The organism is Enterococcus sp. LJL99 (assembly GCF_054871725.1).
In genome coordinates, this window is sequence record NZ_JBTXLT010000006.1 from 247,032 (window position 1) to 268,671 (window position 21,640).

The window sequence follows — 21,640 nt, forward strand, 5'->3', positions numbered from 1 at the left end:
TTCCCTTTTAATCGATCTATTCTGAGACCTGTCTGAAAATAATCGTTTTCGAACAAGGCTATAGGAACTTTTTAGAAAACATTGATAAAAGTCAAGCTTTGGAGATTTTTACCAATTTGGCGAAAAATACTTGAATTTTTACTACTCATTTTCTGAATACGTCCCACTAAAAGGATCACAATTGTGCATCAATCAATGCTTGAACATAAAGTGACGTTGTTGACATCAACTCACGCGTTGCCACTGCTTCAACTAAGCGACCCTCTTTCAAAAAAATGATCTTATCACAAAAATAAGTAGCGAGTTCTAAATTGTGTGTCACGAAAATATAGCGTAAATCAAATTCTTGTTTTAATTGTAGTAGTAAATCAAGTAAGCGGTCGATTGTCAATAAATCTAACGAGCTAAAGGCTTCATCAAAAATCAAAATCTTCGCCTTTGATAATAAACTCCTTGCGATACAAACACGCTGAACCTGTCCGCCACTCAACTGTGTTGCTTTTTTAACTAAATATTCCTCTGATAAACCCACTTTTTTTACCATGGTTTTGACTTTTTCAGTTGCTTCATCTTTATTTGTCAATGGTTCTAGGGATTCTAACAGCGCTTGTTCAATCGTAAAGTTGGGATTGATAGCTGTTGTATAATCTTGAAAGATTAAACTAACATGATTTGTTTTGCTCTCATTTGTATCCGCAAATCGAATATCCCCAGACGTTTTATCTGGTTTTTCAATGCCCGCAATTAGTTTGACTAAGGTTGTCTTGCCGCTCCCACTCTCACCCAAAATACCGATGACTGGCTCCGAAGCAGTAAAAGAAATATCTTTTAGTCCACCTTCAAGTTTATTTTTTTTGAACCAATTATTTTTTTTATAAAAGGTTTTTGAAATATGTTCAACCTCGAGCCAATTTTTCATTTTTTAATCTCCAAAACGGGCCACTTATTTTACGCTTTTTCTTGCGGATTGCCCCTAAATAAGTTTGATCATCTTCATCTAACGGATTTGTTTTTTTGTGTTCAGCCTTCTTGCCATCCACTAATACCAACACTTCATCCGATAAAAGATCTAAAATTGCTACATCATGGGTAGCTAATAGAATCGTTGTTTGATTTTTTTGTTTTAACTCAAATAAAAGATCAACGATTCTTTTTTTATTTAAACTATCCAAGGCACTGGTCGGTTCATCTGCAACGATTACGTTTGTTTTCATCTCAATCGCTAGTCCAATCGCACAACGTTGTAACGTACCACCAGATAATTGAAAAGGATATTTCATTAGAATACTTTCTGACAACTCCATCTTTTTAAGCAGCGTATTGATTCGTTGCTTCGTTTGTTCTTTACTCAATTGATTTTCAAGAAACGTTTCTTCCAATTGGGTGCCCATTTTTTCGATTGGGTCAAAGGCCTCTGCTGCATTTTGAGGAATGTAAGAAAACTCATGACTTAACTTAATTTTTTTATTGGTTTGATCCTTTGTTTGAATCAGTTGTTCTTGACCGTTTTCTGGAAGATACAGTATCTCGCCTTTTGGCTGTAAAGAAGGATGACAAATCCGCATAATTGCTTTTAATAAGGTTGTTTTTCCACTTCCACTAGGGCCAAAAATCCCTAAACAACTATTCTGTTTGACATCAAAACTCACATTTGATAATACACGAGTTTTAGTTGCTAGTTCTTCAACAGTCAAATCATTGACAAATAAAATTTCTTTTTCTTCCATTTACAACCCTCAATTCATTCCATGCATCGTTTCTGTCATTGCATCACCAATATAATTAAGCATAGCTACCACCATAAAAATTGCCACACCTGCTGGAACCATTTGCCAAGGCTCCACAACCGCAACTTCTCTAGCATCGTTTAACATACGGCCCCATTCAGCTGTTGGCGGTTGAATACCGATTCCCAAGAAAGAAAGGGCGCTGATACTCATCACAACAGCACTAATATCCAAGGTTGAATAAACAAGCAATGAACGCATTAATGGTTGGAAAATATGTTTTTTGAACACCCAAAACTTACTTTTCCCAGAACTCAAAGAAAATAATACATAATTTTTATTTTTGTCCTTATTCACTTCTGAACGAATCATTTTAATATACCAAGGCCAGCGAACAATAGTTAACGCCAAGACAATTGTCAACATACTTGGACCTAAAATACCAATAATACATAAAGAAATCATTTCACTCGGCAAGGAAAGCAACCAATCACAAACTCGCATAACAGCTACATCAAATGTTCCACCTATCGTTCCTGCTAAACCGCCAAAAATAAAACCAGCAAGTAGAATCAGCACAACAATCACAAAGGATAGTAGAATCGTTACTCTTCCGCCATATAAAATACGGGAAAAAATATCACGCCCTAATTGATCGGTGCCCAACCAATGGGTCAAACTTGGTGAAGCTAATTTATTCAAGATTTCTTGTTCATTTGGATCATAGGGTGCTAAAAAATCGGCAAAAATAGTTCCAAGCAACAAGAGGCTTAAAACGATAAAAGAAATCGCAACGAATTTATCTTTTGTTATCTGCTTGATTAACTTCATTGGTTCCCTCTTTCTCTTAACCGTGGATCGATTCGTTTATTTAGTCCATCAATCAAAAAACTACTGAAAATGAAAAATAATGACATAATCACAATATAAGCTTGTAAAACAGGTAAATCTCGGTTATGAATAGCTGTAATACAAAGAAATCCCATCCCAGGCCAAGCAAAAACACTTTCGATGATAACACTACCAGCAATCAGCTTAGGAATGCTAACACCAATCGAAACGATTGATGAGCGCAATGAATTTTTTAATAAATGCTTAGTAATCTTATTTTTTGAAAAACCTCTTGCTTGATAGTAAGCGACATAAGGAAGTTGTCTATTTTGAACCAAATCATTACGAATCAAGCGAATATAAGAACTTGAATACACTAATGATAAGGTAACTGCAGGTAAAATAACGGACAAAAAGCCTGTATAGCCACCAGTAGGAAACCAGTTCAATTCAACTGAAAAAAACGAAATCAACATGATTCCTAACCAGAAAGAAGGAATTGCAGCTAAAATGAAGGTCAAAACACGCAATGTTTTTTCAATCCAATGATCCGTGTAGTTCGCTGCTAAAATCCCTAGCACAAGACACGTTAAAAAAACAAAAACCAAGGTTATCAACGTTAAAAATAAGGTGTAAGGAAATGCTTGTATGATCATTTCCCTTATATTTTTTCCGGTCGCATAACTTGTTCCAAAATCCCCTCTCAAAGCATCTGTTAGCCAATGGCTATAACGCGTGAAAAATGGTTGATCTAAGCCTAACTCATGACGTTTTTGGCTGATATTTTGTTCTGTCGGCGTAATTGCTTGCACTCGTAAAGCCACTTCGGCTGGATCATTAGACAAGTAAGTCAAGAGAAAAAAGGGAATGAAGGTGGTTAAAAACAAAATGACCAACGCTTTTCCAATAGTTTTAACACTTGATTTGAGCATTTCACCACCACTCTCTTATTCTGCTTCAAAATACATTTTTTCAAAAGGAATCTCGTATTGGGAATCATTGAACGTTACGTTTTTGAGTTGTGCTGTTCCGATGGCCTTCGTTTTAGAATAGGAAATAGGAACATAGACACACTGATCATTAATATACGTTAAAATTTCGGTATAATCCGCTTGGCGTTTCACTTCATCTGGTTCAATCATTACTTCAGTAATTAATTGATCCAACCAAGCTTTTTTCTCTAAGCCAGTTTGGGCTTGATAATCGCCATGAGCTGGAATTCGCCAAGAAGATACGTAAGATTGCGGATCATAAGGTGTTCCCCACGATAAAGAATATTGTAAATCAAAATCACCATTTTTTTGCCGATCAAGGAAGTTTTGTTTTTCTTCGGAAATAATCGACATATCAATTCCTACTTCTTTCAAATCGGCTTGGATTGATTCAGCGATAGTTCCTTCTTGGGCATTTTGGGCATTATAAGAAAAAGTTAGGTTGAGTGGTTTGCCATTTTGATACCGAATTCCATCCGCACCGACTTGCCAACCCGCTTCATCTAATAACGTTTTAGCTTGTTCCACATTATAATCAAAATGCTTTAAATCAACATCAGAATACGGAGCTGTTTTCGGCAACAATGTCTCTGCTTCATCTTCCGCACCATTTAAAACACCATTAATAATATTATCTTTATTGATAGCATGAGTGATTGCTTCTCTAACTGCTAGTGACTGGAGATTTTCCCGTTTACTATTCAATAAAATCGCTCTTGAAGCAACGGGCTGACTTGAAACAGACTCAAAAGAGTTATCTTTACGCAAAGAGTTGAACGCATCCATATTCAGCTGATCGCCATCCGCACCATAAATCAAATCAATGTCTCCTTTTTTAAGTGCCAAAAGCAGCGTTTGGGAATCAGGAATTACTTTCCAATCAACTTCGGTGATTTTAGGCTTTTCTCCCCAATACGTATCGTTCACTTCAAAACTGGCTGATTGATTATCCTTGTGGTCAGTCAATTTATACGGACCTGTCCCCGCATAATTAACTACGCCGTCTTTAGTGCCCCCGTCTTTAAAACTTTTGGGTGAAATAAAACGGAAAGGACGTGTCAAACCAAGTTCAATCAAGGTAGGATAGTAGGGATGTTTCAAGGTCAATTTAAACGTATGTTCATCCACAGCTTCTGTCGTATCAATTTCATTGACCATATCCAACCACGCATGGCGCTCTTTATTGGCTAAAATCGCATCAAAGTTTTGTTTAACCGCATCTGCATTGAATGGTTCACCGTCGGAAAACATTACACCGTCTCTCAATTTAAAGGTATATTCTTTCCCATCCTCTGAAATCATCCAGCTTTCAGCTAGAGCCGGTTTGACTTTGCCGTCTTCATTTTTGGTTAAACCTTCAAAAACCATATTTTGAGCCGACATTTCTCCATTGTATAAGTGCGGATTGATATCTCTAATATCTTTGGTACTACCGTAATTTAATTTTCCTACTTCGTGATCTTGCTTTTCCTTTTTGCCACAACTAGCAAGGACTAGTACCATAAATAATAGACTGAAAAAACCAACAATTACCCGTTTTTTATTCATTTTTATTTTTTCCTCCATACCATCATTTCCAGTAAAACTTAAACTCACCTAAATAAATTATTATTTTTTTGCTATAATTAGAAAAATAGGTGAAAATTGAAAGTTAACTTTTTGAACGTCACTTAATAGCTGATCATTCATGTTTTCATGGATTCTAACCGAATCAAAGCCACGCGCTTGCAATAATTGTTTATCCCATACTGGACGAGAAATTTTTGATAACGGCATTTCTTTGGCTAATTTCTCCATCCAATCAATATTTGTATCTACATAATAATCTTTGACTGCTAATTTTTGCGTTTGCTTCCGATTGGCTTCATAGGCTTCTCGAACATTTTCGTCATAAAGATAGTGATACCAATTGGAATCAAAATTCAATAATAATCCGCCTGGTTTCAAAACGCGCTGCCATTCTTGGTAGGCTTGTTCAGGATTTTCTAAATTCCAAGTAACATTTCTAGTGACAACGGCATCGAATTGTTCTGCTTCAAATTGTAATTCTTGCGCATCCATCAGTTGCCAATTAATTACATCAGCCAAATCACCTGCATTTTTTTGAGCTTGCGCCAACATCTCATCGGTCATATCGATTGAAGTTACTTCATATCCTAATTCAGCTAATAAAATGGACAAAAAACCTGGGCCTGTACCAATATCCAAAACCGTTCGAACGGTTTGTTCACTTGTGTTTAATTGATTTACAATGACTTCTTGCCAGCGTTTTTTTTGTTCGCCCAACAATTCTTCTTGGTGTTGCTGTCCATAAGTTTCGGAGCGTTCTGACCAGTAATCAATCATTTCATCTTTAAATGTACTCTTTGCAATATCCATTTTAGTTTTCCCTTCAATCTATACCTTTTAGCGACTTAGTTACAAACGAATCTTTTTTCAGTCAGATTTTTAAAAATTCCACCGATTTTCTCCATCAATCACTGATTGTTACATAATCAATTTTGGAAATAATGATCATTTTTACTAAGCACTAATTCAGGTGCGTTTAATTCTTCCATTCGGAAACAATTTAAGGCTGCCATTAAGACTTGCCTATTTTTCTCCCCTTTATCACCTAAAGTTCTTAAGACAAAACCTGGCTTTTCTAATTTTGAAAGACCAAAATCGACATCGGTCTCGATTGCGTCTAATGCTTGTCTGACTTTTTCAATCACATCATCCGTACATTTAGGACTAACAACAATCAAACTATTATAATTTGATTGTCCTTCAAAATACCCTAATGCTGACATTTCATTGACTGGCGGTTCACATAATAAATGATCGTTATAAATCAAGCGGTCATTCATAAAAATCGTCGTTTTCATTTGAAGATTTGTATATTGAAAGGGCTTCTCATCTTCTGACCAGCCTGCAGTCACACCGTCGATTAACACCATTGTTGAACTGTCTTTCATGTGAATCATCGTTTCTTGCTTATAGATTGAATTTTTGTATGGAATTACTTCATCCGTCAAATATTCAAACGTGCTTTCGTCTGCTAAGTTTATCTGAACAGTTTGAGTGGTTTGTTTGCCATTTTCACACTTATAAACATAGGTTGGTGCTTGCGTCGTAACAATTGCATGCGCTTCTTTTTCCACTGTCATATCGACTTCATAGTTTTCACCTTCAATAAAGCCACCGCCAGTGCTGATAAAGAAATAGTAAGGCGTTTTTTCATTGGGTAACGGGATATTCGAAGAAACACGCGAATTACCTTCATGATAAACTTTTGAAGCGATGGTACGTTCATTACGATTGATAAACGCCATTTGAATCAAGCCATCTACATCGTGCTTCATACTATAATCCTTCTAGTAAAACATTTTTACGAATCCAGCTATTGACAGCATCTAAACCCTCTTGGTCCTTTAAGTTGGTAAATAAAAATGTATTTTCATCTCTGAAGACTTCTGTATCTTTTCGCATAACATCTAAATCTGCGCCAACATATGGAGCTAAATCGATTTTATTGATGATGAACAAATCACTTTTGATCATTCCTTGACCCGCTTTTCTCGGAATTTTTTCACCTTGAGCTACGTCAATAATATAAATCGAAGAATCAACTAATTCTGGACTAAAAGTTGCTGCTAAATTATCGCCACCGCTTTCCAAAAAGATAATATCTAAATCGTCAAAACGATCTTGTAATTGTTCGATTGCCGCAAAGTTCATTGAAGCATCTTCACGAATTGCAGTATGAGGACAACCGCCTGTTTCAACGCCAATAATGCGATCTTCACTTAAAACAGAGTTTTTAGTTAAAAAATTGGCATCTTCTTTTGTATAAATATCGTTGGTAATAACTGCTACATTTAAATCTTGGCTCATTTGTCTAACTAAGCGTTCAATAAGTAGCGTTTTTCCTGATCCAACTGGACCACCAACGCCGATTATTACTGTTTTTTTCATCTGTTTTCTTCCTCCTAAGACATAAATAATCGAAAGACTTGTGTTTCGTGCTTGATTTGAGATAATTCAATTCCTGGTACATTCGCACCAAGATAAGAGCTGTCTAACGTTGCAACTTCTTGGATAATTGCTTCTAATAAAGCAAACGTTCGTTGTAAAATTAACTGACCACTTTTTTGACCTAACGGAACTGCACGTACAGCATTTTGAATCATCGTAGAATTAATACTATAGCCATATAATAATGTCGCTTCTTGTGCTTCCAAACCTTTAAAATGAGCAAAAATTGAGAAAACAATTGCCGGATTGCCATAAACAACTTCTTCTTTGATCAATTTTTTATAACCATCTAAAAGTGGAATATCATGTAAGATTTGAACTAAGTCAATCATTTGTTTGGCAATCATTTTAGTACCATTTCTAGTTTCACTCGCTTGAGAAGAACAAGTAATGATCGAGTCATAGGTCCAAATTTTTTCAATTTCGTGCTTTTCTAATGCCTCGAAACACAAAGCAATCAGTAATCCTTCACCATATTTGAACTGTGTTTTTAAATAGGTATCTAACCAAATTTCGAATTCATCTGCATTCGTCACTTTGTCTGTTCTTAAATAATTCTCCATTCCAAATGAGTGGTTGAAGGTACCGATTGGAAACGTTGAATCACAAACTTGAACCACATCTAGATAATTTTCAAAGGCTTTTCCATTAATGTGCATGAGACAAGTCCACGTGTTTCAATGGTTTTTTCAATTTGATTTTTTCGACTTTATGGCTGACTTGCTTTTTATTCAATAACTCGATCACTGTTGGATCAAGCTCTAGTACGATTTTTCCTTCTTCTACAACAACAGGTTTATGCGTATTTCCTAGCATATGGGCAATTTCACCCATTTCATCCATTGTTTTTGGTTCAATAATAATCATCTCTTCCGAACGAACATTGATGACTAGTAAATTATGATCATCTAAGAAAAAAATCGCGCCATTATGTAACCCTTCACTTTCATCTGATAGGCGAATCCCATATTCATTTCCATGATCAGTTGTTACGCGAATAATTTTTTTATTTAATTCGTCACTGCTTAAAACAACCGTTTCTACATGATAGTTTTCAATATCTGTTAATTCCTCAACGGTTGTATCTACTTTTGTTAAAATCATAAGCTGCCTCCTTTAGATTTTTTTCATGAAAATTTCAGTTAAAATTAGAGAAAGAATGGGACAAAAGTTTTGATTCGCTTCATTCAAAAATCGATTCTTCATAGCTAATTACTAGCTAAGAACATTTCCTTCCGATAGCTCATCACTTTTGTCCCAACCTCCTATAAGTTTAGAATAAGTAATAACGTTGACTTAATGAAATGGTTTCAACTGGATCACAGGTAATCAATTCGTCATCGATTTTCACATCGAAGGTATGAGGATCAACCGTAATCGTTTTTGGACTATAGTTGTTTAATTTCATGTCGCGTTTGGTTAGATTTCGAGTATTATGAACAGGCAAAACAACTTTTCCTAAGCCCATTGTTTCTTTGACACCATGATCATAAGCATATTGAGAGACAAAGGTAATATTTGTCGTTTCAACAGCTTTTCCACAAGCACCAAATAAATCTCTCATCAAACGAGGTTGTGGTGTTGGTAAGCTTGAGCTTGCATCGCCCATGACACCATACGTAATCATGCCCATTTTTAAGACCATTTTTGGTTTTGTCCCAAACTTAGCAGGTTCCCAAATCACTAAATCAGCAAATTTGCCTTCTTCAACGGATCCAATATAATCTGAAACACCATTTGTAATCGCTGGATTGATTGTATATTTCGCTACATAACGTTTGATACGATTGTTGTCATTAAATTCTGTATCTCCATCTAATGGACCACGTTGTTTTTTCATTTTATCAGCTAATTGCCAACAACGCATTGCAACTTCACCAACACGTCCCATTGCCATCGCATCAGACGTCATAATACTCAACGCACCCATATCATGAAGCACATCTTCAGCTGCAATAGTTTGTTTACGCACACGTGATTCTGCGAAAGAAACGTCTTCTGGTAATTTAGGATCTAAATTATGACAAACCATAACCATATCAAACAATTCACTGATTTCATTGATTGTATATGGATTAGTTGGGTTAGTTGAAGACGGTAATACATTATCATGACCAGCAACAACCATAATATCAGGGGCATGTCCGCCACCAGCACCTTCTGTATGGAAGGTATGAACCGTTCTACCAGCAAAAGCATCTAACGTATTGCCGACAAAGCCACCTTCGTTCAATGAATCCGTATGAACTGCGAATTGAACATCATATTTATCAGCTGCTTTTAATGAATTATCAATTCCAGCACTGGTTGCGCCCCAATCTTCATGGGTTTTAATGGCCATCGCGCCAGCTTCGATTTGTTCTGCAATTGTATCTGGTGTTGCACCAGAACCTTTTGCCATGACGCCCATATTAATTGGTAACGTTTCAGCTGATTGCAACATTTTTTCAATGTGCCATTTACCTGGAGAAGTCGTCGCAGAGTTCGTTCCATCTGCCGGACCTGTTCCGCCACCAAACAGTGTTGTAATCCCATTATCAAGACCTGCATGTGCTAGTCCTGGTGAAATGAAGTGAACATGAATATCTAATCCGCCAGCAGTAACAATTAATCCTTCTGCTGAAATAGCTTCTGTACTTGCTCCGACAACGAAATCAACATTGTCCATATTATCTGGATTACCGCCTTTACCAATGGCAAAGATTTTTCCGTCACGGATACCGATATCAGCTTTAATAATTCCAGTATAATCAACAATAGTCGCGTTCGTAATAATGGTATCGGCGACTAAAGGATTGGCTTTACGTGTTTCAGTTGCACTGACACCCATGCCATCTCTTAGTACTTTCCCTCCACCAAACTTACTTTCTTGACCATGAACAGTATAATCTTTTTCAATTGCTGCAAATAAATCGGTATCTCCTAAACGTACGCTATCGCCTAGTACAGGGCCAAACATTTGCGAATATTTACTTCTATCCATTTCAAAGCTCATATTTTTCCCTCTTTTCAATTATTTTGGCATTTATGCTCTACGATCGTCATCTAAATAGCCGTTTACTTTATTGTTAAAACCATAAATACGGCGTTTACCACCCATATCGATTAAGTTTACTTTTCTTGTTTCACCTGGTTCAAAACGAATCGCTGTTCCTGCTGGAATATCCAACCGTTTACCACGAGCTTGTTCACGTTCAAATTTCAGCCCTTCTTCGTTGGCTTCATAAAAATGGAAATGTGAACCAACTTGAACCGCACGATCGCCCACATTTTTGACTTCTATCGTGATTGCATCATATCCTTCGTTACATACAACTGGTTCTTTTGCTAATTTGTATTCTCCTGGAATCATATCATTTCCTCCTTGATCAAAAATATTATGCTTATTTTTTATTGAATAGGATCATGAATCGTGACTAATTTTGTACCGTCTGGAAAAGTTGCTTCTACTTGAATCATTGGGATCATTTCGGAAACACCTTCCATAACATCTTCTTTTGTTAACAGTACACGACCTTCATTCATTAATTCTGAAACAGTTTTCCCTTCACGAGCCCCTTCCAAAACTAAGTCGGTGATCAATGCCACACTTTCCGGATGATTTAATTTGATTTTTTTGTCTTTTCTTCTTTGAGCAATCATTGCTGCCAAACTAATCATCATTTTTTCTTGTTCTCTTGTTGTCAATTGCATCCTTTCATTCTCCTCTCAACTTATTTAGGCCATAAATTAACTAGCATCAAAAAGCCTGGAATCCATGCAGTGAAAATTCCTTCGCCAATCGCTAGATATCCCACAAATTTTCCTAAATCTTTTCCAAGGGTATTTTCGATAAAACCTGTAAGCCATAAAATGCCCCATAAAAACCAAATAATGCCGTATAATGCGTTTCCGCCATAACCATAGAAACATAAAATACCTGCTGGAATTGCATTGATTGCGACAAACAAACTAAACCAGCCATATAATTTTTGATCCAAATTAAAAATTGAATTAATCGCAGTATACAAATAGGTAAAGGCAAATAGAAGTCCTGTTGCACTAGCGTAGAACCATGAAGCTTCTTTATCTGCAATAATTCCATAAGAAAGCGCGACAAGATTTAAGATTAAACTTAGTCCACCTGTAAACAAATTCATCACCACAATCGATTTATCCTTTGTTCCTTGTAGACGGTAAAATCCATTACTCATCAGCACCATACCTACGTATAATAAAATAACACCTAGCATTCTTCGTTACTCCTCCTTTCTCAATTTTTTTAAATACAATTTCATCCCTAATAACTCGTTCCTTGATTATTAAAAACCAACACCCGTAAAACAAATCGCTTTAATAATCAAATTTATAATGAACAATTTTCGACAAAAACTTCATCTAAAAATGTTATTAGGACGCACGATAAGTTCCTTAACTATTTCGTATAACATTTACTTCTATCAGAAACGACATTTTTATAGACTACAAAATTAATGTACTACGGATTTATTTTTTTTACAAAAGATACGGTTAGTAAAACAAAAGTAAAGAGCACCTTTGTTCTATCTTCTAAACCTGAACAAACGGTGGTACAAAAGCAGCTCTTTCGGAAACAAGCCGAAATTTACCGGAAATTTGAAGAACACCAAGTAGGAATCATTCAACATCGAAAGGAAACCTCTCGTGTTTCTTGTCATTTTCGGAAATTCCGTCTTATTGCGATAAATCACGAAGAGCATAGTGATTCGATGATGCATCGTACCTACTCGGTTCTCAGAGCTAACCACTTTTGCTCCAATCTCATTTTTCCCGACTATTTCTATAGAATGATTTACAAAATAGGTTTATTGCATCCATTATAGTCAAACTACTCGCTTTTTTTTCTTTTTTTTTCTAAATATCGTTATTGAAAAAGAGAGAATTATGAAAAAAGAATTAATTAACCGAATTGTTATCCGCATAAAGTGGTAACTAAAATAATTTTTTTATAAAAAAGTTAATTTTAGCTTGATAAAACTAGGAATAAGTAATTTTTACTTGAACTAACAAAAGTTCCGCAGTAAAGTAATTGAGGAAGAATAGTTCTACAGATCGTTAGGATGAAGTTTTACTGGTAAAATTTGCCCCAGTAATCATTAATAATAGGAGGAAGAATGGCATGAAAAATGAAGTAAGAGATATTATTTTTTATCTTCCGATTATTTGTGTTCTTTCTTTTATTCTATTGTTGGCAGATACGACAGCTAAAATTGGTGTTTTTGGAACGATGATTACCTTATTAATCAATACAGACAATTATGAAGTAAAATATAAAAAAACAATTAGTGAAAATACCAAAATGAAAATTATTAAATTTAAAAATATCTCGCTAACGTTTTATTGCAGTTGCTATATGACAGGAATTATTAATATGTTTATCAAAAATGCCACTATCCATTTGCTCATAAATTTAGTTTTACCTACTGTTTTTTTCCTACTTATTTGGTTGTACGTCCAAAAAATCATCCCTGCAACAATCAATTATATGGAAAAAAAACAAACCTCAAAGGATGATACCGAAGAAAATAAGTAGAACAATGACAATTAGCTTATAATGCACCAATTGTTAGCTGATACAATTACAAAAAACTCGCAAAATACATTATTCTATGCATTCTACGAGTATAAAAAAGGCTCTTTCTATTTTGTTTACCTCTATGTAATTTTCCTAAACTATTTTTATTTTTGATTGATTTTAAGCGATAGAGCTAAGTACATTGTTGGCAAATACATACATAACATTGAGATTCGTTGCCAAACACCTTTATATGTAAATTCCACTGCTTGTGATAATCCATTGATACCAGAAAAAAGTAATGATATAGCAAACAAAATCAAGTAAATATTTCGTTCATTCACACTGTTAGCTTTTCCATAAATTACTGCTAGAACAAGGGGAACCAACAGCATGCCAATTGTTCCAATTGCAGATCCAGCTTGATGAATAAACATTGATAAATCAAACCCTGATGGTAAACGACTGACACTAAACAATCCTGATAATAAACATTGTCCTACTCCAAATGCAGCAAGAGACATAATCAAGAGAGTTGCGCCTCTTTTTGTTATTTTGGAAAAATATTGGTAAATTCCTGGCAAAGCTAAAATTAACAAGAGTCCTACAATTACTGATGTCCAGCGAAATGTATCTTTGACAGGACTTCCTGCTTCACCCAAATCGCTAATTACTTGATGAAATGGGCGATAATGCGGATAAAATAAGCCTAAGATATAAGGAATCAAAAAATCAATGACAGTAAACAGCAATAAAAAGAACCAACTATATTGTTTTATTTTACTCATGTTTCACACCTTCCGTTACTATGATTCACTTTTATTATACGCTGAAACCAAAAATCATAATAGCAATAGCCCACCATTCTTAATAACATATTAAAAACACAACTGAATTTTATCATTACACAAAGGATTCATTGTTTTAACTATACTAGTTTGTTGCAAGAAGATTAACTAATAGATCAAACATTGCTACTAACCCTTTTCCAAAAACAATTTGTCTTATCTTCTAGTTTTCCAGCCATTTAATAGTTTTAGGGCGTATCTGCAAGCCTAGCGGTAATTTTTATCGCAACTTGCAGATACGCCCGAATTATTTTAATGGGGATCTTGGATTCGTTTAAACATTTTTTCCATATCTGAGTTAGTAAAATGAATCAAAACAGGTCTTCCGTGTGGACAATTAAACGGATTTTCACAAGTTTCCAAATCGCTTAAAAGAACACGTGCTTGTTGCTCATTTAAATAATGATTGGCTTTAATCGACTGTTTACAACTCATCATAATCGCTGTTGCTTCTCGAAATTTTTTAACGCTCACTTTGCCAGTGACTAACATCATATCAATCATTTCACGAATAATAATTTCCTCTTCACCTGACGGATACCACGTCGGATGCGCCCGAATCACAAAACTATTTTGACCAAAATCTTCTAAAAAGATCCCTACTTCTTCAAGCATTTCTTTTTGTTCTTTGATTTTTAGTGCATCACTGTTTGGATAATCAATAACAATGGGAACGAGTAACTCTTGCAAATCATCAGAAACTTCTCCAATTTTTTCCCGAAAATACTCATATTTGATTCGTTCTTGCGCAGCATGTTGGTCAATAATATATAGCCCATCTTTACTCGAAGCAAATAAATAAGTGCCATGCATCTGTCCAAAATAAGTTAACTCTGGGAATCGTTGTTTTGGTTTTTCATCATTTACTTTGTTCAAAGCTTTTTGTATTTCTCGTTCTTTAGAAAAATCGAATTCTGGATGCTCACTTATTTGATGTTCTTCTGATAAAGCTGAACCAGCGACATCATCCGCTGAAAAATCAGGTGATTCACCAGTAACAGGTTCAACCGTCAGAGCATCAGTTTCCACTGAACTAGAGTTAGAATTAGTAATTGTAAAAATCTCAGTTGTTTCTGCGACTATTTCAGATGAAGTTGTCCTATTTTCTATTTCTTCGATTCGGTTCTCTTCATTATTTAAAGGCGTTGAAACAGTTTCCGTTGCCTCTTTAGTTTCAGGTTTTTTTTCATTTTCTGAAGCCACAGGATTTTCTTGATTAACGAAAAAAGTTCCGCTTGCTGGATCAAATGATAGTCCCCCATTTTTTAAGGAACGATCTTTCTTCGGTTCTTCCGATAATGGAATCTCTAATTGTTCCGTTTTAGCTTGCTGCTCTACTTTTTTCTTGAAACCTAAATTATTGACCGCATTTGGTATCAGTTGTTCTTGACTTAAAACATCTTTGATGGCATTACTAATCAGACTCATCAATTCTTTTTCTTTACTTAAACGGACTTCTTGCTTTGTCGGGTGGACATTCACATCGACCAACAATGGATCCATTTCAATTTCAACTACCGCAATTGGAAATCGCCCAACCATCAATTTCGATCCATAGCCATCCACGATTGCTTTATTTAATGAAAAATTCTTAATGTAACGACCATTGATAATTGTGGATAAATAATTACGACTAGCCCGAGTAACTTCTGGTAAGGAAACATAGCCAGATAATTTGAAATCCAGATCTTCCGCTTCGATTTTCAACATTTTTTTTGCAGTGCTAATACCGTAGATTCCTGCAATCGTCTGTTTTAAATCGCCGTTTCCTGCGGTTGACATCATCTTATTACCATCATGAACTAAACGAAAAGCAATCTTAGGATGACTCAAAGCTAGGCGATTCACAATATCTCCAATATTAGCCAGCTCTGTTTGAATCGTTTTGACATATTTTAGACGAGCAGGCGTATTGAAAAATAAATTTGAAACCGTTAGTTTGGTTCCCTTTCGCAAGGCTGCGGGACGATGTTCTTCGACTTTACCACCTTTTAAAACAACATAACTTCCCTCATTTTCTTCTGCAGTAGCTGTTTCAAGAATAATTTCTGAAACAGATGCAATACTGGGCAGTGCTTCTCCACGAAAACCTAAACTACGAATACGAAAGAGATCATCTCTCGTATGAATTTTACTTGTTGCGTGGCGCTTAAAAGCATTTAACACATCTTCTTTAGAGATTCCTTCACCATTATCAATGATTTGGATTGTTTTTAAGCCTGCTTCTTCAATAAATAAATCGATTTGGGTACTTCCAGCATCAATTGCATTCTCAACCAATTCTTTCACTACCGATGCAGGACGTTCTACAACTTCACCCGCAGCGATTTGATTGGCTAGTTGTTCCGATAGTTCTTGGATTTTCGCCATTACTTTGCGGTCTCCTTCCATCCTTAGCTTTTATTCGTTCATCAACTAAAACTTATTTTAAAACGATAAGGAAAAATCAACTCTCCAGAAATTTTGATGAAATCAAGAAAGATCCTATAACCTATAGAAAAACCTACTTAACTTCGAAAAACGAGTCACTCTTGCACAACACTTACTCAGTTTTCCTGTGTTTCAACCACTGTTCTTTTACTCTAGAAGTTTCAAATAAAGGTTAAATTCGTTTTTGTAATTCATGTAATTTGTTCAGCGCATCCATTGGAGTGATTTCTAGTAAATTGATTTTTTTCAATGTATCGATTACACCAAGTTCTTCCGTTGATACTTCTTTGAACAAGGAAAGTTGTTCTGTTTCTTCTTGAATTGTTTCTTGATATTCGATTTTGATTGGCGTTTCTTCTGCTTCTAAAGCACTCAAGATAGTTGCTGCACGATCAAGTAATGAGGTTGGTAAACCAGCAATTTTTGCTACATGAATTCCGTAACTTTTATCCGCTGGACCCTCCATCATTTTATGAAGAAATACGACTTCACCATTTTTTTCTACTGCCCCAACATGAATATTTTTTAGACCATTAAGTTTTTCATCTAAAACGGTCAATTCATGGTAATGTGTTGAAAAAAGTGTTTTGGCTTTCACATCTTGATGAATATATTCAATAATTGCTTGAGCTAAGGCCATTCCATCATACGTGGCCGTTCCACGTCCCAATTCATCGAATAAAATCAAGCTATTTGGTGTCGCATGACGTAATGCTTGATTGGCTTCCATCATTTCCACCATAAAAGTACTTTGTCCTGCAATTAAATCATCCGATGCTCCTATTCTAGTAAAGATTTGGTCAAAGATTGGTAGCGTCGCTGATTCAGCTGGTACAAAACAACCGATTTGAGCCATTACAACGGTTAAAGCTAGTTGACGCATATAAGTACTTTTCCCTGACATATTGGGTCCAGTAATCAGTAAAATAATATCTTCTTTCGTCATTTGAACACTATTCGGAATATATTCTTGGTGACCTAAAACTTTTTCAACAACAGGGTGACGACCTTCAACGATCTGCAAGTCTTGCCCATTATTTTTTAGCGTTGGTCGAACATACTGATAACGTTCGCTAACTGTCGCAAAAGATTGCAAAACATCAACAGCACTGATTGTTTTAGCTAATTTTTGTAAACGATCGATATTTTCTTTTACTTGTTCTCTAACTTCTAAAAACAACTGATATTCTAAATCGACTGATTTTTCTTCAGCTTCTAAAATCAAGGTTTCCATTTCTTTTAGTTCTGGCGTAATGAAGCGCTCCGCATTGGCAAGAGTTTGCTTCCGTTCATATTTTCCTTCTTCCAAGTTAACTAAATTCGCTTTAGTCACTTCAATATAATAACCAAATACTCGATTGAAACCAACTTTCAGCGTTTTGATGCCTGTAGCTTGTCGTTCTTTCGCTTCTAATTCTGCAAGCCATTGTTTTCCATGACGCATTGCATCCCGATACTCATCCAATTTTTGATTGTAATGATCTTTGATGACATTTCCTTCCGTTATTTGTAAAGGTGCTTCTTCATTAATTGAACGATTGATTAATTCGACAATATCCTCAACAGGAGTTAAATCAACTAATAAATCATTCCACTGTCCTTGGTTGATACCAATAATCAATTCTCGGATCATTGGCACTTGCTCAAGTGAAGTCTTTAACTGAATCAAATCGCGTCCATTTACGCTTCCAAAGGCAACTCGGCCAGCCAAACGTTCTAAGTCATATACTTTTGTCAACGCTGCTTGTAGATCGACACGTTCAAAATATGCATTCAATAAGGATTGAACCATTTCTTGTCGCGCAAAAATTTGTTTTTCTTGAATTAGTGGTCGATCGAGCCATTGTTTTAAAAGTCGTCCGCCCATAGCTGTTTTCGTCTCATCAAGCAACCATAAAAGAGTTCCCTTTTTTTGTCCAGTGCGAATCGACTGTGTTAATTCTAAATTAAATTTTGAGTAATGATCCATCTTTAAAAAATGATCAGGTTGGTAATTTACCGCTTTTTGAATATGAGCCAAACCACGTTTTTGGGTCAAGGCTAAATAAGTTAGCAGACGACCAGTTACTTCAATCGCTAATGGATGTGTTAATTCACTTGTTAAAAAATTAAATTCCGCATTTTCCTGTGATTCATTTTGCTCTGAAAAAATAATATTCAAACGAGTTTGTAACGTCTCTTTTAATGATTCCGATAGTTCACTACCTAAAACCATTTCTTTTGTTTGAAGTGCTGACGCTTCATTAACGACACTTTCTTCATCTTCCAAAATTGCTGTTTTTAATTCACCTGTACTTAAATCTACATAAGATAAACCAAATAAACCATTCGCTTCTACAATCGCAGTCAGATAATTGTTGTCTTTAGCGTCCAATCCTTTACTAGTCATGACTGTTCCAGGCGTAATTAACTGAACAACTTCTCGTTTGACCATTCCTTTGGTTGTCTTGGGATCTTCAACTTGTTCACAAATCGCCACTTTATACCCTTGTTCAATCAAGGTATCAATATAGCCTTGGGCTGCATGATGAGGAATTCCGCACATTGGAATCGGTTCATCGGCATTTCGGTTACGACTAGTCAACGTTAATTCTAATAATTGAGCTGCATTTACAGCATCTTCGTAAAACATTTCATAAAAATCACCTAAGCGATAAAATAGAAAAGCATCTTGGTACTGCCCTTTAATCGCTAAATATTGTTCCATCATCGGTGTATTTTTGGTTTTTTGAGGCATAATAGTACTATCCTTCCTTTTCTAGCTCTTCATTTATGCGGTACTGAATTCTATCTGTTATATATTGTAATAAGTCATTCGCTTCAATCAACTGTTCTCTATAAGCAATCACTAGTGGATGATCATCAAATTGCTGAGTCAAAGCATCGGCTCTTGAAATAGCCTCTTTCTCTGCTTCTGGTTTCCCATAATGCGCAAACTGAACCGCATCTTTTTGGGCTGCTTTGATTTCTTCCACTAACTTCGTCAATTTTTCATTTTCTTTGATCTTCTTCTCTAATTCTTTGTAACGTATAATAACCTCATCTTCACCAATAAGTGATAATAAACGGGACAATTCTTTGTTTATCTCTTCATCAACAATAGATGGTTCCATAATTATTCACACCTTCATTTTCTCGAAATTCACCTATCAGCGGCTATGCCTATTTTAACATACTTTTTTTAGGTACAACACAGCAGAGACCAACAACTAAAACAACACTTTTTCATGTTAAAATGATCTGTCACAAAATATAAATAAGGTAAAAATAAAAAAAATATTTGTTTCATCGACAAAACTTACTAAACGAGGTAAAAAAAGCTGATCTACAAACAATTCTCTGGATAAGATTCACAATGATTCGTGCTGAAAATGATTAGAGAAATGTTTCAAAATCAACCACTTTTTACTCTTTGGCTCTCAATTTTCTAAATGAAACAAAAATATTTTCTACTCAACACTCATTTACTTCTCTTACTTTAAAATACGTCATTTTTCATTAAAATAATCTTCAGTGGATACAAAACGTAGTCCTTTTTGATTGATTTTCTTTGATAATTTATTCGTATGATTGATATCAAATTCAAGCACACCATTAACCAATTCGTTTTCATCCAAAGAATAGATTTTAATGATTTTTTGTTCAGGTATTTTTTCATAAATCATTTGTGAAGTTTTCGTCAAAGAAAACAATGAATTTAGTTTCGACTGTTCCATTTTTAACCCCTCCAATAAACTATTCCTATTATACATTATATAATAAATAGCTATCTGCTCAAGATTTTTTTGTTAAAAATGAATAAATTCATCTAAAAAGTTTATTTTGTTAATTTTAAAAAAAAGTGTCCAGCTCCAAGTAGGTACGATGCCTCATTAATTCACTACGTTCTTCATGATTTATCGTAATAAGAAGGAATTTACGAAAATGACAAGAAACACGAAAAATTTCCTTTTGATATTGAATGATTCTTACTTGGTGTTCTTCAAATTTGAGGTAACCTAAAATTTTCTTTCTTAATTTCAGCTAAGTCCCTGAACATTCGAATTATTTAATCGTTTTTAATCTCCAACTATACTAAAAACCACTAATTATAAAATTAAAAAAATTTCATGATTAGTGGTTTTTATTTTTTTACTCGAATGGTCGATCTTCACTGATTTGAATCGGTTCAATCTGTTTAGCTTGCCCTGTAGTATCATCAATTTCAATCAAGCAACCAGACAAAATACTTCTACCTTCTTCTACAACTTCAAAACGCTTAGGTAAAGCTGTCAAAAATTTATCAATGACGGGGCCCCGTTTCATTCCTAAAATGCCATCATACGGTCCCGTCATTCCCACATCTGTTAAATAGGCCGTTCCTGCTGGCAAGATACGAGCATCATTGGTTTGTACATGGGTATGGGTTCCTACGACCGCACTGACTTGGCCATCCAAAAACCAGCCCATCGCTTGTTTTTCACTCGTTGTTTCTGCATGAAAATCGACAAAAATCAATGGGGTTCGTTTTTTAGCTTCGGTTATGAGTAATTCAGCTTTTTTGAAAGGATCATCTAAATCATTCATAAATACTCGTCCTTGTAAATTAATGATTGCTAATTCCAATTGGTTCACTTTTACAAATACAAGGCCTTGTCCTGGCGTTCCTTCGGGAAAATTAGCGGGTCGAATCATTTTCTTAGCATCACCAATAAAGTTAAAAATATCCTTATTATCCCACGAATGATTGCCCAAAGTAACAACGTCAACGCCATTTTGCAGGAATGTTTTATAAATTTTTTCCGTAATCCCTCTTCCAGCTGCTGCGTTTTCACCATTAACAATGGTTACTTGGGGATGAAATTTTTGTTTCATTTTTGGTAAATAGGTAGCCAGTGTTTCACGCCCTAGCGAACCGACTACATCACCAATAAATAATATACGCAAACGATTTCCTCTTCTCTTTTCAAGTTTACTGTTATTATAGAGGTTTTCTTCAATAATGAAAAGCACCACTTTTTCAGAAAAGACAGCAGCTCAAAATCTACCGTTCCTCCAACTTATCCGCTAAACTGTTTAAATTGACTATTCAAAAAATAATTATTTCGTAGTACACCTAAAGAAAAAAACAGACATTCCATAAAATCATTACATATTTTATGAAACGTCCACTCAATTTTACTTAACTATTCTTACGTCTGAAGTTCTTGTTTTTTTGATTTTATTACTTTCAGTTTATTGATGATAGGATTCTGTGCTTATGTTAACAACGTCTATCCAACT

At 35.2% G+C, this 21,640-nt stretch carries 21 protein-coding genes; 1 reads left to right on the top strand and 20 read right to left on the bottom strand.

From position 1 onward, the window contains the following. Positions 1-175 precede the first annotated feature (175 nt). The 14 genes from ACYSNW_RS11260 to ACYSNW_RS11325 form a co-directional block, all read right to left on the bottom strand. Entirely contained in the window at positions 176-919 is a 744-nt protein-coding gene (locus ACYSNW_RS11260; protein WP_461744596.1) for an ABC transporter ATP-binding protein, read from the bottom strand. Further along, a complete protein-coding gene (locus ACYSNW_RS11265; RefSeq protein ID WP_461744597.1) occupies positions 897-1,727 on the bottom strand; it encodes an ATP-binding cassette domain-containing protein in 831 nt (276 codons plus the stop codon). Before ACYSNW_RS11265 ends, ACYSNW_RS11260 begins: the two co-directional genes overlap by 23 nt. 9 nt (positions 1,728-1,736) lie before the next feature. Beyond that, positions 1,737-2,558 (bottom strand): ABC transporter permease, encoded by an 822-nt coding sequence (locus tag ACYSNW_RS11270; protein ID WP_461744598.1) that lies wholly within the window; start codon positions 2,556-2,558, stop codon positions 1,737-1,739. Next, positions 2,555-3,490: an ABC transporter permease gene (locus ACYSNW_RS11275; protein ID WP_461744599.1), complete on the bottom strand. Its 936-nt coding sequence runs from the start codon at positions 3,488-3,490 to the stop codon at positions 2,555-2,557. The genes ACYSNW_RS11270 and ACYSNW_RS11275 overlap by 4 nt, the downstream gene beginning before the upstream one ends. 15 nt (positions 3,491-3,505) lie before the next feature. Then, positions 3,506-5,098, bottom strand: a complete 1,593-nt coding sequence (nikA, locus tag ACYSNW_RS11280; protein ID WP_461744600.1) for a nickel ABC transporter substrate-binding protein — start codon at positions 5,096-5,098, stop codon at positions 3,506-3,508. Between the two features lie 60 nt (positions 5,099-5,158). Further along, positions 5,159-5,929: a class I SAM-dependent methyltransferase gene (locus ACYSNW_RS11285; RefSeq protein ID WP_461744601.1), complete on the bottom strand. Its 771-nt coding sequence runs from the start codon at positions 5,927-5,929 to the stop codon at positions 5,159-5,161. Positions 5,930-6,045: 116 nt separating this feature from the next. Continuing rightward, positions 6,046-6,894, bottom strand: coding sequence for an urease accessory protein UreD (locus tag ACYSNW_RS11290; protein ID WP_461744602.1), 849 nt, complete (start codon positions 6,892-6,894; stop codon positions 6,046-6,048). Between the two features lies 1 nt (position 6,895). Then, a complete protein-coding gene (ureG, locus tag ACYSNW_RS11295; protein ID WP_461744603.1) occupies positions 6,896-7,507 on the bottom strand; it encodes an urease accessory protein UreG in 612 nt (203 codons plus the stop codon). A gap of 14 nt (positions 7,508-7,521) precedes the next feature. Then, complete coding sequence (locus ACYSNW_RS11300; RefSeq protein WP_461744604.1) at positions 7,522-8,226, bottom strand: urease accessory protein UreF; 705 nt, start codon at positions 8,224-8,226, stop codon at positions 7,522-7,524. Then, positions 8,216-8,671 (bottom strand): urease accessory protein UreE, encoded by a 456-nt coding sequence (locus ACYSNW_RS11305; RefSeq protein ID WP_461744605.1) that lies wholly within the window; start codon positions 8,669-8,671, stop codon positions 8,216-8,218. The genes ACYSNW_RS11300 and ACYSNW_RS11305 overlap by 11 nt, the downstream gene beginning before the upstream one ends. A 169-nt stretch (positions 8,672-8,840) precedes the next feature. After that, positions 8,841-10,562 carry an urease subunit alpha gene (gene ureC, locus ACYSNW_RS11310; RefSeq protein WP_461744606.1) on the bottom strand — a complete coding sequence of 574 codons (1,722 nt, stop codon included), beginning with the start codon at positions 10,560-10,562 and terminating at the stop codon, positions 8,841-8,843. A gap of 30 nt (positions 10,563-10,592) precedes the next feature. Next, complete coding sequence (locus ACYSNW_RS11315; RefSeq protein ID WP_461744607.1) at positions 10,593-10,919, bottom strand: urease subunit beta; 327 nt, start codon at positions 10,917-10,919, stop codon at positions 10,593-10,595. Between the two features lie 38 nt (positions 10,920-10,957). Next, a complete protein-coding gene (locus ACYSNW_RS11320; protein ID WP_461744608.1) occupies positions 10,958-11,260 on the bottom strand; it encodes an urease subunit gamma in 303 nt (100 codons plus the stop codon). 20 nt (positions 11,261-11,280) lie between these two features. Next, on the bottom strand, positions 11,281-11,799 hold the full coding sequence (locus ACYSNW_RS11325; protein ID WP_461744609.1) for an AmiS/UreI family transporter: 519 nt from the start codon (positions 11,797-11,799) through the stop codon (positions 11,281-11,283). Positions 11,800-12,704: 905 nt separating this feature from the next. On the opposite strand from ACYSNW_RS11325, the gene ACYSNW_RS11330 reads away from it, so the two are divergent. After that, positions 12,705-13,118, top strand: coding sequence for a hypothetical protein (locus ACYSNW_RS11330; RefSeq protein WP_461744610.1), 414 nt, complete (start codon positions 12,705-12,707; stop codon positions 13,116-13,118). Positions 13,119-13,264: 146 nt separating this feature from the next. Here ACYSNW_RS11330 and ACYSNW_RS11335 read toward each other — a convergent pair whose 3' ends face one another. From ACYSNW_RS11335 to ACYSNW_RS11360, 6 genes are all read right to left on the bottom strand, one after another. Further along, a complete protein-coding gene (locus ACYSNW_RS11335; protein WP_461744611.1) occupies positions 13,265-13,888 on the bottom strand; it encodes a DUF998 domain-containing protein in 624 nt (207 codons plus the stop codon). Positions 13,889-14,200: 312 nt separating this feature from the next. Next, positions 14,201-16,339 (bottom strand): DNA mismatch repair endonuclease MutL, encoded by a 2,139-nt coding sequence (gene mutL / locus ACYSNW_RS11340; protein ID WP_461744612.1) that lies wholly within the window; start codon positions 16,337-16,339, stop codon positions 14,201-14,203. 211 nt (positions 16,340-16,550) lie between these two features. Then, a complete protein-coding gene (gene mutS / locus ACYSNW_RS11345; RefSeq protein ID WP_461744613.1) occupies positions 16,551-19,115 on the bottom strand; it encodes a DNA mismatch repair protein MutS in 2,565 nt (854 codons plus the stop codon). Between the two features lie 7 nt (positions 19,116-19,122). Continuing rightward, positions 19,123-19,491: a YlbF/YmcA family competence regulator gene (locus ACYSNW_RS11350; RefSeq protein ID WP_461744614.1), complete on the bottom strand. Its 369-nt coding sequence runs from the start codon at positions 19,489-19,491 to the stop codon at positions 19,123-19,125. Between the two features lie 375 nt (positions 19,492-19,866). Next, a complete protein-coding gene (locus tag ACYSNW_RS11355) occupies positions 19,867-20,094 on the bottom strand; it encodes a hypothetical protein (protein ID WP_461744615.1) in 228 nt (75 codons plus the stop codon). A gap of 415 nt (positions 20,095-20,509) precedes the next feature. Further along, positions 20,510-21,304 (bottom strand): TIGR00282 family metallophosphoesterase, encoded by a 795-nt coding sequence (locus tag ACYSNW_RS11360; protein WP_461744616.1) that lies wholly within the window; start codon positions 21,302-21,304, stop codon positions 20,510-20,512. Positions 21,305-21,640 lie beyond the last annotated feature (336 nt).

What these genes read in the sequence shown, in the direction of transcription:
- ACYSNW_RS11290 (WP_461744602.1), bottom strand. Translation starts at nt 6,894, where the DNA reads ATGAAGCACGATGTAGATGGCTTGATTCAAATGGCGTTTATCAATCGT.
- ACYSNW_RS11300 (WP_461744604.1), bottom strand. Translation starts at nt 8,226, where the DNA reads ATGCACATTAATGGAAAAGCCTTTGAAAATTATCTAGATGTGGTTCAA.
- ACYSNW_RS11335 (WP_461744611.1), bottom strand. Translation starts at nt 13,888, where the DNA reads ATGAGTAAAATAAAACAATATAGTTGGTTCTTTTTATTGCTGTTTACT.
- ACYSNW_RS11320 (WP_461744608.1), bottom strand. Translation starts at nt 11,260, where the DNA reads ATGCAATTGACAACAAGAGAACAAGAAAAAATGATGATTAGTTTGGCA.
- ACYSNW_RS11285 (WP_461744601.1), bottom strand. Translation starts at nt 5,929, where the DNA reads ATGGATATTGCAAAGAGTACATTTAAAGATGAAATGATTGATTACTGG.
- ACYSNW_RS11355 (WP_461744615.1), bottom strand. Translation starts at nt 20,094, where the DNA reads ATGGAACAGTCGAAACTAAATTCATTGTTTTCTTTGACGAAAACTTCA.
- ACYSNW_RS11325 (WP_461744609.1), bottom strand. Translation starts at nt 11,799, where the DNA reads ATGCTAGGTGTTATTTTATTATACGTAGGTATGGTGCTGATGAGTAAT.
- ureG (WP_461744603.1), bottom strand. Translation starts at nt 7,507, where the DNA reads ATGAAAAAAACAGTAATAATCGGCGTTGGTGGTCCAGTTGGATCAGGA.
- mutS (WP_461744613.1), bottom strand. Translation starts at nt 19,115, where the DNA reads ATGCCTCAAAAAACCAAAAATACACCGATGATGGAACAATATTTAGCG.
- ACYSNW_RS11315 (WP_461744607.1), bottom strand. Translation starts at nt 10,919, where the DNA reads ATGATTCCAGGAGAATACAAATTAGCAAAAGAACCAGTTGTATGTAAC.
- ACYSNW_RS11270 (WP_461744598.1), bottom strand. Translation starts at nt 2,558, where the DNA reads ATGAAGTTAATCAAGCAGATAACAAAAGATAAATTCGTTGCGATTTCT.
- ACYSNW_RS11330 (WP_461744610.1), top strand. Translation starts at nt 12,705, where the DNA reads ATGAAAAATGAAGTAAGAGATATTATTTTTTATCTTCCGATTATTTGT.
- nikA (WP_461744600.1), bottom strand. Translation starts at nt 5,098, where the DNA reads ATGAATAAAAAACGGGTAATTGTTGGTTTTTTCAGTCTATTATTTATG.
- ACYSNW_RS11350 (WP_461744614.1), bottom strand. Translation starts at nt 19,491, where the DNA reads ATGGAACCATCTATTGTTGATGAAGAGATAAACAAAGAATTGTCCCGT.
- ACYSNW_RS11260 (WP_461744596.1), bottom strand. Translation starts at nt 919, where the DNA reads ATGAAAAATTGGCTCGAGGTTGAACATATTTCAAAAACCTTTTATAAA.
- ACYSNW_RS11275 (WP_461744599.1), bottom strand. Translation starts at nt 3,490, where the DNA reads ATGCTCAAATCAAGTGTTAAAACTATTGGAAAAGCGTTGGTCATTTTG.
- ACYSNW_RS11265 (WP_461744597.1), bottom strand. Translation starts at nt 1,727, where the DNA reads ATGGAAGAAAAAGAAATTTTATTTGTCAATGATTTGACTGTTGAAGAA.
- mutL (WP_461744612.1), bottom strand. Translation starts at nt 16,339, where the DNA reads ATGGAAGGAGACCGCAAAGTAATGGCGAAAATCCAAGAACTATCGGAA.
- ureC (WP_461744606.1), bottom strand. Translation starts at nt 10,562, where the DNA reads ATGAGCTTTGAAATGGATAGAAGTAAATATTCGCAAATGTTTGGCCCT.
- ACYSNW_RS11305 (WP_461744605.1), bottom strand. Translation starts at nt 8,671, where the DNA reads ATGATTTTAACAAAAGTAGATACAACCGTTGAGGAATTAACAGATATT.